This window comes from Arenibacter sp. ARW7G5Y1, from assembly GCF_003201775.1.
Classification (GTDB): Bacteria; Bacteroidota; Bacteroidia; order Flavobacteriales; family Flavobacteriaceae; genus Arenibacter.
Window position 1 is genome coordinate 1 of the sequence record NZ_QJJZ01000034.1, and the last position, 13,283, is coordinate 13,283.

A 13,283-nucleotide genomic window follows, 5' to 3' on the forward strand; every position below is an offset into this window, starting at 1 on the left:
TGACCGGGTAGCAAAGGCTGTTTGAAATTGTCATTGCCCACAACTACTTTTCCTTCCGCTAGAGTGGTATAAACCATAGTTTCGTCACTGTAGGCCTTAATGTTGAATTCTGTCCCAATAACCTCCACTTCCTGCGACAGATTCAAAACCTTAAATTTAGTACCCCCATGCTCAGTGCTCGGTGAAACATCGAAATAGGCCTCACCATAGACAAGTTCCACTTGACGAGTTTCGTTTTCAATAAATTGAACCGGATATTTAAGTCGGGATTCTGAATTTAACCAAACCTTCGTGTTATCGGAGAGTTCCAAAAAAAACTGCCCCCCCCTCGGTACCGTCAGATAATTGTAAACAACTTTGGAAGGTTTTTCTGCTGTACCTTCGTAGACTATCTGCTCTCCGTTACTCTTTGCATTTTGAGTTTGGTACATACTGCCTTTTTCCAAAATCACTGTTGAACCATTTTCTAAGCTTAAGGTAGCTTTATCGGCACCCGGCTCAATGGTTTTTATATTTACCACCGTTGGAGCGGTCTCCGCATGGTCAAACGCTCTGTTTTTGTAGAAATAGGCCATGGCTATTAAACTGGCGACAGCGGCGGCCGTAACATATTTAAACCAAGAATTTTTCAGTAACCTGATCCTGGGCCTATTGGTTTTCTCTATGGACTTCAAAACAATTGCCTTCCACCCTTTTTCCTTATCAACCGAAGAATAACGGGACAATCTATCGGCTAAAGCCTCAATGTCAACATCCTTTAAAAAAGGATAATCTTGGTGAAATTGTTTTAATTGCTGTTTCTCGGAATCGGTCAGAACCTTTAATTTCCTTTTGATTACTAACCTTGAGATGTGAAAAATATCTTTCATTCCATTGCTGTGGTTATATATAGAACAACTAAACTCTAAAAGGGTACTACTAAAAAGTTGATTTTTTTTTTCAATACCACAAAAATGAGTGCCGGTATTTACTAATTCCACATTTCAAAATATCAATGTGAAAATCCAGACCATGTTAAATTTTACGGATCTTTACCAATAGTGAACGACGTAAAAGAGGGAGGCATTAATCTTAACGAGTTTCATCCATAGGTACCCACCATGGCTGTTAAGCTATCAAAAATGAAATTACCACACCTAGTTCTTTGAACTCTGCCCTTAAAATCTTGTAGGATTGCGACTTTAATGTTTTAACGGTTTGTAGTTTAATCCCTAACTCTTCGGCGATCTCATTATTTTTGAGTCCTTTGAGACTCAAGCGGATAATCGCCTTTTTCTGTTCGGGCAAGGTTTCTATGGCTTTGTGGAGTTGTCGCACAATCTCTTCTTCCAAAACCTGCTTTAGAAAATAATTGTCATCTTCTAGGGAGTGTACAACATGGGCGGCATATTTGTCCTTAACCCCATTGTGCTTGATTACATTATAGCACTTATTGCGTACGGCCTTATAAAGAAAGGCTTTAGTGGAAATTTCATCGGGAAAGGTTTTCTTATTTTCCAAGAGACCCACAAAAACGTCTTGGACTATATCTTCACATTCGTCCCTAAGGGGCAGAAATCGATTTGCGAAAAATACTAGAGCTTCATAGTACTTTTCGAATAGGTGGTTTAACTCACCTTTGGTATGTAGGCCTAAATTTGCTCTCAAAAGAGATTATGATTATAGTTATTTTTCCAGACTATTAATAAAGCTGATCATTTAAGAATTTAGGACAATATACAAATCAAATATGTATTGGGCCAATAAAACTAAACCACTCTGAACTTGCAGTAATGAGTGTTTTTTTTAAGGGACTTTCAGTCCCTTATATTATTCCAATGTGAAATTGGAATTATCCGAACCGTCCAGTAGATCATGTTACAAATAGTGAGTCATTGACCATCTTATCAGTTGCATTGCCCGTACTCCAAACTCCACAGCCGATTGCCCAAAAAGCTGACCCAACAGCATTTCTTTAACTGATGAAACTCCTGTCAGAGCTTTCTCAATTCCCTACCTTTCAATTGTTTGACCATCGACCTTACATTCATCCGCGGGGAGTACTCAACATGCATATGGACATGGTCGGAGCTCACCACAACTTTCATAATCTCGGGATGAATCCATTTGTCTTCGGGCAAACCTTCCGGTGTCCCCACATTATTTGGGCAAAAAAACCTATCTTTTATGGTCTGTTCACTCTCATTTTCAAGACTTCCCAGAAAAATCTTTCTCCAAGAAACTCCAGAACAATGGTAAAAGTGCTGAATAATGAGAGTATTGTTCAAAATTTCTGCCTATGTGAAGTAAGTAAGAGTGGTTTTATCTCCATATTGATAGTATCCATAATAATCACGCCATTTGGCAGGGTAAGGAGTACGATCGGAAGCCAAGTTTCCTAGTTGACGGTACAGATCTTTATAACTCGATGTATTCCATTAAGCCAGGGGAGTTTGTCAACATTTATCCCTGGCCCTTCCTCCCCGCGATAAAGTTAACATTTGGTTTTGCCCAAACCATAAAAGTCCTTCCAGGCAGCCGAAATGGACATCCGTTGTGAATTATAACTTTGGTAAATGTTTTTTGCAAATTTTACCGTGAGGGCACAACTTACGTGATCCTTTATTTGAGAGTAAATGGCTTGGCCACAATTACCCAGATAATTCGTGAAATACAACTGTCCATAAGCCTCCTTTCGCATTGTGTTTTCCAACTGCTGCGGACTCATCAGTGGTATGAGAAGTCCTTCCAGATAATCATCTGTGATTTTGAAATAAGAATGGGGATTTTTGCCTTTGATAAGATCCTCGTGGATGTATTGAATATCAATATAAGCGTACTCCTGAGACAACCATCGTTGAGCGCCATTTGCCCCGCCACACTGATGACGGTTTTCCGTCTGCTACACGGATCTGAGCCATATTTGAATTATCACTAGAAGTAGCGGGCGACAAGAGGGTTAAAGGTACTATTCACGGCAGGCCCGACCATAGAGCTTTTTGCTTTGCTGTAAGGTCTCATCGTCCTAATTTTTGATTATCAGGGCGTAATCGATTGCAACCCTGTTGATTGCGGTGTTGCCACGAATGGCTGGGAACTTTTATTATTATAGCGTTAGGGTATTTGGAGGGTCATTTACGTTTCCTATCTACAATCAATGAATTTTTCCTCTGCCCACATAGAAGCAAAATCTCTTTTTGTTATCAAAAATCTAAGGTTGTTATTTTCAGATTCTACTTCGTTCAGTTCATATATAGGCGATTCATTTTCCAAATCATCAAATTAGATAATTCCATTGAAATTTCCGTTCTTTCCAGTAATGCTAAGCGTAACTTTAAGCATCAATTTTAATAATTTATTAATAAAAGCATAATATAGTTCTTATTAATAATCTGTAGTAAATAATCCTCTGGGCAAACCCACGAGTCATATAGAGGAATATTACCTATTGAAGATTATGGCTATTTTATTTTACTGGCGGAAGACATAGTCACTTTTTTTTTACAATTTATTTGGATCAGAATAGCCTGAATTTTCAAATACTTCCTCTGACCAAATTTGATGAAGATCCTTTAATTCTTTTACTTTACTAGGATACTTTATTACATAGTTAATCTCTTCTGGGTTTGCGTCATCTAAATTTGCTAAATAATATGTTGGCATTTTATTATTCTTCACTGGATGATTTGAAAATTCACCGGTTGTATCATTACCTTTAAAAATTAGTTTCCAATTTCCCTTTCTAACTGCCCACGATTTCTGCCATTGCCAGTGCATTACTTCGTGATTAGAAGCTGCGTTAGCAGAGTTAATTATTGATAAAATACTCTTGCCATCTAATTTATTCTCTGGAAGGGGGATTTCTAGGAGATCGCATAATGTTGGAAAAAAATCCATACTCGAGATAGGCTGATCCCTTGTCCCGCCCTGTGAAATTTTATCCGGATAACTAATTATCGTGGGGACTCGTATTCCCCCCTCAAGAAAACTATTCTTTGCTCCACGCCACTTCCCTGTATACCCACCACCGCCATTACTTCCATAGCTTACACCCCAATTGTCATTGTCTTCGGTTGAATGACCGTTGTCACTCATATAAATAATAATGGTATTTTTGGTAAGACCCATATCACCTAATCTTGTTAAAATTTTCCCCACTCGATTGTCCAAAGTAGATATCATTGCGGCGTATGAATTTCTCGGCCATTCTAGGTGCTCATATTGCTCGACGAATGACGAATCTGGTTGTTCGGGGTAATGAGGCAAATTAAATGGGACGTACAAAAAGAAGGGGCGGTTATTGTTTTCATCTAAAAAAGAATAGACTTCATTTAGCTGAAGATCCGGAAAATATTTACCATTTAAATCTATTTTCTGTCTGTTTCTGTAGAGATCGTGGAAGGGAGGCTTTTCAGCTCTGGAATGTAAAAAATAATGAGTATAATTATCAATAAAACCACCTCTAAATCCAAAAAAATAATCAAATCCTTGAGCCAAAGGATCATGACTGTCTGTGGCTCCCAAGTGCCATTTTCCAATAATTCCAGATATATAACCGTATTGCTTCAAATGTTCGGGAAGTGTTATTTCCTCTAAGTTCATCGCCCTAGACTCATAATCACTTGGATGATTTGACGTCCAATCGTTGACACCACTTCTTTGAGGTGCTCTGCCTGTCAATAACGCTGCTCGGGAGGGACAACAAACGGTATGAGCGTATGCCTGTGTGAATTTAAGACCCTTAGAGGCAAGCTTATCTAAGTTAGGAGTTTGAAGGTCCATAGCACCAAAAGCCCTAGTATCCAATGTGCCCTGATCATCAGCGTATAATATGAGAATATTTGGTCTTTTAGTTAATTGGTTCAGTGGCGTACTTGTAGAACTAGCTTGTGCATAACATCCAATATCAACACTTATAATAGTTATCAAATAAAAAAACGCAACTACCCAAACAGAGCGTGCAAAAACAGGTATTGCCAATATTGTCGTCATGGAAAAATATTATTGCGTAAACCAATGTTAAAATAATTGTGAATTGATGGGTATAGCAGTTTAAGTTTTATTCAAGATTCCTTTGTCGTTAATTGCCAGTTTATAGTAATCGTTTTATTGTTCTTGCGATCCTACCATAGAACTACGTGACCCCCGGCATCTCCCGTGGAGAAATATCCAGCTCCCTGCAGATCTCCACAACGCTACCACGTGCGTAACTAAGTTCTACAGCTTTTTCCTTAAACTCTGCAGTGTAATTCCTTTTTTCTCTTGACATTTTTCAAAGTTAATTTTAATAACTAATACACTCTTAACTTTATGTCCGGTTAAATATAGTAAGTCCAGCCTATCATCGGTCGGATATAGGACATTGGTGGCCTTCCGCCCTTTCCTTTCTTGATATTCGACCTTATCGCCACCTTTTATGGCAAAGGAATGGCTGCCGTCGAGGTCTCCGCTGAAAAAATCCGGAAGACCCCTGTATTTTTTTCAGGAGCTTGAACCTGCAATCCTTTCAACCGCCGGAAAGGCACCACTTCCAATAATGGTAATAGACCGACTGACAGCTAAGGAATGCTCCCGTAAACATTGCCCTTACGACCAACTGGTTCCATTACACCCCCGTTTTGAGCTTATATAAATGGTATTGACGATCTCGGCCAATGGAACGGTAGGTGCAAAACCTCTCTTTGTTTTGGCAATAGATGTCACAATTTCCATTTCTATCATATCTTGGTCAAATACACTGTACATAAAGTTTTGTTTTGGAGGTATTTATGTTTCGAAACACAAATATCCTCCTCCCTTTCTTTCGCTCTAAATTAAAAGTCGAGATGACTTCTAAGTTTTATTGTTTTGACAGTAATTAAATTTTAACCGTTAAACCACATTGTTTAGGTTCTTTAAATTTTTAGGTTTTTTGTTAAGAACTCGTCTAAAAAATATTACCCTAGTTCTAATTATAGCTAGTTTTAATATTTACCGCATCAATCCATAAGGTTGAATTATCTTTTATATCACCCATGTAAAAATAAAGTTCATAATTTCCATCCTCTGGAATTGTTATGGTTGGCAGTAAAAACTCCCCTACTTCTTTATCAACAAGCACATCATTGCTGATAAGAACCGGATTGGCGGAATTGACTTTTTTTAATCCAAAAGATAATTTGGAAGGCTTATCGCTCTTAGACTTAAATTCAACACTCAACTTTTCACCTGTTTTGGCAGGGTAACTCCAAGACATAGAAAGGTCTTTGGGTTTATTTCCGGCATTATAGACCTGAATTTTTGCTGCATTTGCGCCACTAATTTGATTGGCATGATCTGTAACTATATCAGCTTCAATGCTTTCGGATTTCGCTATTTCCCAACCTCCCAAATTCATATCAAATTGACCATTTATATTTCTGCGATATAAACTCCTACGCGGACCATAACCTAAGGTATTCAATGGAAATACGTTAATACTCTTTCCCCACTCAAGCCATTGTTGATACATGTTCTTTAATTGCTCAGGATATTGTAAAGACAAGTCTTTTGTTTCTGTAGGGTCCGACTCCAAATTGTAAAGATGCAAGGTGGACATTGAAAACTGCTCATCTGGTTCAGTTTTAGCTACCATTTTCCAATTGCCATCACGCATAGCGATATTAGCCTCATGTTCCCAGAAGATTTTACCTCTATCACGAGTTTTTCCTTCAATCACTGGCAAAAGACTTTTTCCTTGTAAAGGCAATATTTCATTATTACCAAACCTTTTAGGGTAGTTGGCACCAGACACTTCAACACACGTCGCCATAATATCCATAATATGCCCATAATCATTAGTGAATGTTCCCATTCTTTCCGAATTGATGGTCTCTGGCCAGTGAATAATTAAAGGGGTTGCAATTCCACCTTCGTACGTATAATGTTTGTATTCTTTATAAGGCGTGCTACTGACATTGGCCCAATTTATTCTATAACTTTCCCTAGTATTAGCTGATCCATCAACTTTTTTGCTCTCCCCATTACTAATATACTCAGCAGTTGCTCCATTATCACTTAAGAAAAAGATCAGGGTGTTTTCTAATTGATTGTACTTTTTTAAAGTTTGAGTAATATGACCTATTCCCTGATCCATAATATCTACTTGAGCAGCATAAATGGCCATACGCATAATAAATTCATTTCTTTCATCTTCGGATATTTGCTCCCAGGCTGGTACTTCAGGGTCTCTTGGGTTAATTGAAGTTTCATTCGAGAACAAACCAATCTCTTTTTGCTTCTCAAACCGAGATTTCCTAATACTGTCCCAACCTACATTATAGGTGATTTTGTATTTATTAATTTCATTCTCTAATGCGTGTAACGGAAAATGTGGTGCCGTATATGCCACATACATAAAAAATGGATTTTTAGGATTTTTTAGGACATGATCTTTTATATAAGTAGCACTGGTATCGCTTATGGCTTTTGTTATGTAAAAATCATCGGGAGCCGTATAACTGGTGTTATTACTATAAAGAGTCGGGGTAAAATAATTTTCCGTCCCCGGAAGTATTCCAAAATAACGATCAAACCCTCGTTGTTTAGGCCAATTATCTATTACTTCACCCGATACTTTTCTATCATTGGTTAGATGCCACTTGCCTGTCATGTAGGTTTTATAATTGGCTGATTTTAACACTTCTGCAATGGTCACACAATTTTCATTCAAATCGCCTTGGTACTCTGGAGTCCCCATATCTGCTACTGTCATCCACCCCATACCTGCCTGATGCGGATATATTCCTGTCATCAAAGCAGCCCGTGTCGGACAGCATCTTGCCGCATTATAAAACTGCTTGTACCTAAGCCCTTCTTGAGCCAACTGATCAATGTTGGGAGTATCGATTTCTCCACCATAACATCCCAAATCTGAATAGCCCATATCATCTACCATGATCAAGATAATGTTCGGGCGCTTTCCTTGGGCTTTTACTACTAAGCTCATTAAAATTACGGCTGATAGAATTTTCAATTTTCTACGATATAATTTTGTCATATATATTCTTTTTAAATTTCAATTGGCTAAGTGTTTCTTAATTTCAATCCGACTAAGAAAAAAGGAACCAGGTATTTAACCTCAATAATGGATTAAAAAAGCCACTTCTTTAAAAAAACTAAACTAATTAATACCCTTCATTTTGAACGAGGTTCTCATTAGCATCAATTTCAGTTTGTGGGATAGGAAATAAACGCTGGAAGGGTTTGGCTAAAATCCAGCCTCTATCCAAGGCATTTTGAATAAACCTATCGTGTCTAATCAAATCCTCCCTTCTTTTTCCCTCACTGTAAAACTCCCAACTTCTCTCATCAAGTATTTTATCTATAAAGGTAGCCTGGTCTGGAATATCAGTAAGTGTATAATCATGTAGTCCCGCTCTATTTCTTACCTTATTTAGCAAGTCTAAAGCCTCTTGAGAAACAGCACCTGTGGACATTACCAATCCTTCTGATCGTATCAACAATATTTCTGAGTACCTAATAAGGGGTACATCTTGACCTCCGATAGAAGGATCTGCCGAATCCTCATCAATAGGATACTTAAAACTTCTTGGATGATTGTATTGATCTCCCGTTGGTCCTTCGTTAGGGTCTAATAAATTTACGAACACCCCGTTACTTGTATAATATTCGGTAATAATCAATTCAGCCCTTTTATCGTTTGCATCAAACGTATTGTAAAAAGGGATAGGGACAACCTGATGAGTTGCAGCATTTACCACACTAGTAGGATAATCCCCAGGAAGCACATTTCGAGTCCATATAGTTCCTACAGGGTCTACATCCATATTAGGAAACACATGGATCAATTCATTATTCCCTTCATTATCTAATGCAAAAACATCTGCATAATTAGGTAATAATTGGTAGACTCCTATATCAATTACGTCCTGAGCTGTTTGCGCTGCACCATCCCAGTGCTTGGTATTTAATTGAAATTGAGCTAATACACCCAAAGCTCCACCTTGTGTTGCTCTTCCATATTCACTTTCAGTTCTGGTCGGAGGCAACGATGGAGCCGCAGCTTTCAATTCCGATATAACAAAATCCTCAATATCCTTGGCAGAAGCTCGTACAGGAAAAAGATCATTTGATGTTTCGAGAACAAGAGGAACTCCTCCAAACCAACCATAGAGCAATTTATAGGCGGTTGCCCTAATAAACTTAGCCTCAGCAAGATATATGACCTTAAGCTCATCACTTAACACTGGATGATCTGGAATCTCTGCAATCAATATATTGGCATCCCTTATTGCCCTATAGTTTTGTCGCCAAAAATCTTGGATACCTATAGTGTGCCCCGAGTCAAAACTAAAATCTTGGTACCTTCTCATTCTATTGTTATAGTAGCCCCCTAAGTAAACTCTAAACACATCTGTTGTACATTCCTCTAAAGGTATTCGGTCGGCACCCCAACCATTTATTTGATGATTGGAATAAGCAGACGCTAAAAGCACCTCTATACCTTCTTGTGTTTCCAAAAAGGCTCCCGAAAATTCAGATTTTGGTTCAATTTCTAATGGTTTTTCACAACATACAACAAAGAGGGTCAATAAGCTTAAGACAAATACAAAATATTTATTTAATGATTTCATTTTTATTTTTATTTTTATTTTAAAATCCTACATTAATTCCTAATTGAAACACTCGTGATGACGGATAAGCCATGCGATCTATACGTGCTCCTGACTGCCCCAATGAGTTAACATCAGGATCATAACCTGGATAGTCCGTAATTACCAACAGATTCTGTCCCCCAATAAATATATCAAGAGATTTTAAAGCGCTTATATTATCCACTGGAACAGCGTATGTTAATTGTACATTCTTTAAACGAACAAAAGATGCATTTGCCACTGAAAAACTATTGGATTGCGAGCCTCGATATGAACTTGTATTTAAGCCTGATGGCCATTTATTAGTTGGGTTGTCAGGTGTCCAACGGTTCAGCCATGGTTCGGCTAATCGGTTTCTAAGATTATCGTTTGGGTATATTGCATCATATAGGGTATAAGTCATCAACTGTTGACCTAAAGCCCCATCAACAAATGCGGTAAACTGAAAATTCTTATAACTAAGTGAATTGTTTATCCCAAAATTAAAATCTGGATAAGGATTACCTATAACAACCCTATCTGCATCATTAATTACGTCATCGCCATTAGCATCCAACCATATTGGGTTTCCTGGCACTATATTTGGTTGAGCCGCAATTGGATCTTGACCTTCTTGAAAAATTCCTATTGCTTTGGTGCCATAGTAAGAATACAATGGTTCCCCTGGCCTTATAAGAGATGTTATTTCCGCACTTGAATGAATAATCTCTGGTATATTACCTAAACTTACTACCTTATTTGTTAAAGTTGAAAAATTCAAATCAGTTGACCATTGCAGAGCACCATTTAAATTAACTGTATTAAGCATTACTTCTATTCCTGAATTATCAACTTGACCTATGTTACTCGCAAGTATTGAAAACCCAGAAGTACTTGGTATTGGTAAGTCAAGCAACAAGTCTTTGTTTGACTTTCTGAAGTAATCAATACTTCCTTTTATTCGAGAATTAAAGAAACCAAAATCCAAACCAAAATTGAGCTGCTCAGAAGTTTCCCATTTTAAATTTGGGTTTGGTATCCTAGAAGGAGAAACTCCCGATACCTGCTGGCCGCCAATAACTGCCACAGCCCCTCCGGAATATGTTGCAAGTGCACGTGCAATACCTATATTATCGTTGCCAAGCTGTCCCCAACCTGCTCTTAATTTTAACTCAGAAAGTACCGAAGAATCCATAAGAAACGATTCATTATTGATTTTCCAAGCTCCTGAGAAAGAAGGGAAATATCCATATCTATTGGTATCACCAAAGTTTGACGATCCATCTGCCCTAAGTGAAGCTGTTAACAAATACTTATTATGAAAACCATAATTAATTCTACTTATATAAGACAGTAATCTACGTTCTGAAGCAAAACTAGCCACTTGATTTTGAGCCTGTATTCCAATCCCTAGGCCATTAGTCTCTATAATATCTGAAGCAAATCCCTGAGTGCCAGCCGAAAAAGTTCTATTCACAAATGACTGATAAGTGCTTCCTACCAATGCTGTTAATGAATGCTTATCCCCTATGGTATTGCTATATGTCAAAATACCTTCTAGCAATGTACTTGACAATTCACCACTTACAATTGTGGCAATACCTTCAGCAGCCTCACCTCGTAAGGATAACCTATTTGAATAAATATCATTTCGTTTAGTACTTCTATCAGACCCAAAAGTTATTTTAGCTTTTAATTCAGGGACAATGCTATACTCTCCAAAAATATTCACTAGGGTACGGTTAATCTCTTCTTTTAGCATCTGTCCATTTACTTTGCCGTAGGGGCTACCTAAAGTCAATACAAACATCCCATCTGTTGTAGGCCTAAAAATGGTACCGTCATCATTAAAAACAGGATTGACGGGTGCGTTATTAAGGGCCGTATAGACGGCATCACCTTCTTCATTTTTACCAAAACCATTTACTGGAACCGATTTATTTCTTTCTAAGGATGTGTTCAACTTCATGCCAAAAGTAAACTTATCGCCAAGCTTTTGATCTAGGTTCAATCTAGCTTGAAAACGGTCGTATCCCGTATTCTTAACAATGCCTTCTTGGTCATAGTAGCTGAGTGAGGAGTAGTAAGTGGTTCCTCCAGATTGTCCTGACAAGGATAGATTATGGGACTGTGTAGACCCCGTTTGTAATATCTCATCTTGCCAGTCTATACCAGCTCCAACAGAATTTATAAATTCATCGTTAAAGGGCTCGGCATTACCTCGAGCTATTTCCAATTGGTTCATTATATTTATGTACTCTGATGTACTTAAAACATCGATTTTATTCCTAATCTTAGAAACAGAATAACTCGTATTAAAATTAAACTGAGGTGCACTGCCACTTATTCCACTTTTTGTAGTTATAATAACAACCCCATTCGAACCTCGTGATCCATATATGGCAGCAGCAGAAGCATCCTTAAGAATTTCAATAGACTTAATATCGGCAGGATTTATCGAATTCAATGGATTGTTCACAGGCAAACTGCCTTCAAATCCACTATTTAATCTTCCATTTGCCGTAGAAACATTATTAATTGGGAATCCATCTACAACATAGAGAGGCTCTTGACCAGCGGTTATAGAACCCGTTCCTCTAATTCTAACAGAGACACCCCCTCCTGGCGCATGACTTGTTTGTGTAATCTGGACACCAGCAACTCTACCTTGAAGCATCTGATCTGCCGACACAACATTGACTTGATTTAATTGATCTGCATCAAGTGAAACTACTGATCCTGTCAAATCACTTTTTTTAACCGTCCCATAACCTATAACTACCACTTCATCAAGGCTAGCCTCCTTCTCTTTTAAGCTGACAGAAATATTAGTTTGATTATTTACCTGCACTTCTTTAGTTGTAAAACCTATATATGAAATAATCAAAATAGCATTATTATCTGCTATCTTTATGGAGAAATTGCCGTCGAAATCTGCGGTCACCCCATTGGAAGTGCCCTTTTCAATAATATTTGCACCTGGGAGAGGAGTACCGTTAGAGTCTGTAACCGTGCCTGTTATTTCGGGTTCTTGCCACTTCATGATATTGTTGGGCAAGTCCTTTTGTATGAGAATAGTCTTTTTATCAGTTACCGTAATAGTGACATTTCCTTGGGACAAACTTTCATTTAGCAGCATTTTTGTCCTTATGATGCCCTTTTCTAATTGTACTTCGGGATAATCGTCAAATAGTCCTTCCTCATAGAAGAAATTATAATCGGTCTGCTCCATAATCAAATCGAACACTTGGTCCACCGACAAGGTCCTATCCTCTTTGATTTTGATTTTGGAGTTTTGAGAAATGACATTGTTGGGAGACAGAGCAAAAACTGTTGTACAGCACAGGAAAAAGAATGCTCTCATAAGAATCATTAAAAGTCGTTTTCTATTTTGAAAACTGGTGTTAGTAAGTTTACTTTTCATAAATTTGTGTATTATTAGTTGGTTGAAATGTTCAATTAATTATAATCATAACAAGGGGATAAAGCTTTATACTTTTGCGGGTTGAACTTTGTCCTCTTTTTTATTGTTTGTTTTTATTTCATAGGCACAGCGTGTTTGTTTTTTCCATATTTGGGCGACAACCGGTTTTATCGTAAATCACAAATCAATCGTTATTTTAATATGATGGTTCTGTCGGTTATCTTATATTGATTTATTGAACTTGATTTCATAATCGTTAGAATCTC

The 13,283-nt window shown here is 37.7% G+C and carries 8 protein-coding genes and 1 pseudogene; all 9 read right to left on the bottom strand.

The features are described 5' to 3' along the window. The coding region (locus C7972_RS23420) for a FecR domain-containing protein (RefSeq protein WP_146216376.1) at window positions 1-869 on the bottom strand (869 nt) is incomplete at its 3' end. A gap of 238 nt (window positions 870-1,107) precedes the next feature. Next, window positions 1,108-1,647, bottom strand: coding sequence for an RNA polymerase sigma-70 factor (locus C7972_RS23425; protein WP_110358590.1), 540 nt, complete (start codon window positions 1,645-1,647; stop codon window positions 1,108-1,110). Between the two features lie 326 nt (window positions 1,648-1,973). Continuing rightward, on the bottom strand, window positions 1,974-2,087 hold the full coding sequence (locus C7972_RS24510; RefSeq protein WP_375334801.1) for a transposase: 114 nt from the start codon (window positions 2,085-2,087) through the stop codon (window positions 1,974-1,976). 1,393 nt (window positions 2,088-3,480) lie between these two features. Then, a complete protein-coding gene (locus C7972_RS23440) occupies window positions 3,481-4,971 on the bottom strand; it encodes a sulfatase-like hydrolase/transferase (RefSeq protein ID WP_110358593.1) in 1,491 nt (496 codons plus the stop codon). Window positions 4,972-5,137: 166 nt separating this feature from the next. Next, window positions 5,138-5,248: pseudogene (locus tag C7972_RS23445) on the bottom strand (transposase); the annotation flags it as partial. A 317-nt stretch (window positions 5,249-5,565) separates the two neighbouring features. Beyond that, window positions 5,566-5,724 carry a hypothetical protein gene (locus tag C7972_RS24000; RefSeq protein WP_181422989.1) on the bottom strand — a complete coding sequence of 53 codons (159 nt, stop codon included), beginning with the start codon at window positions 5,722-5,724 and terminating at the stop codon, window positions 5,566-5,568. 202 nt (window positions 5,725-5,926) lie between these two features. Continuing rightward, entirely contained in the window at window positions 5,927-7,996 is a 2,070-nt protein-coding gene (locus C7972_RS23450; RefSeq protein WP_110358595.1) for an arylsulfatase, read from the bottom strand. Between the two features lie 127 nt (window positions 7,997-8,123). Then, the gene (locus C7972_RS23455; RefSeq protein WP_110358596.1) at window positions 8,124-9,593 is read right to left on the bottom strand and encodes a RagB/SusD family nutrient uptake outer membrane protein; all 1,470 of its coding nucleotides are present in this window, start codon (window positions 9,591-9,593) and stop codon (window positions 8,124-8,126) included. 19 nt (window positions 9,594-9,612) lie between these two features. Beyond that, a complete protein-coding gene (locus C7972_RS23460; RefSeq protein ID WP_110358597.1) occupies window positions 9,613-13,017 on the bottom strand; it encodes a TonB-dependent receptor in 3,405 nt (1,134 codons plus the stop codon). Between the last annotated feature and the right edge of the window lie 266 nt (window positions 13,018-13,283).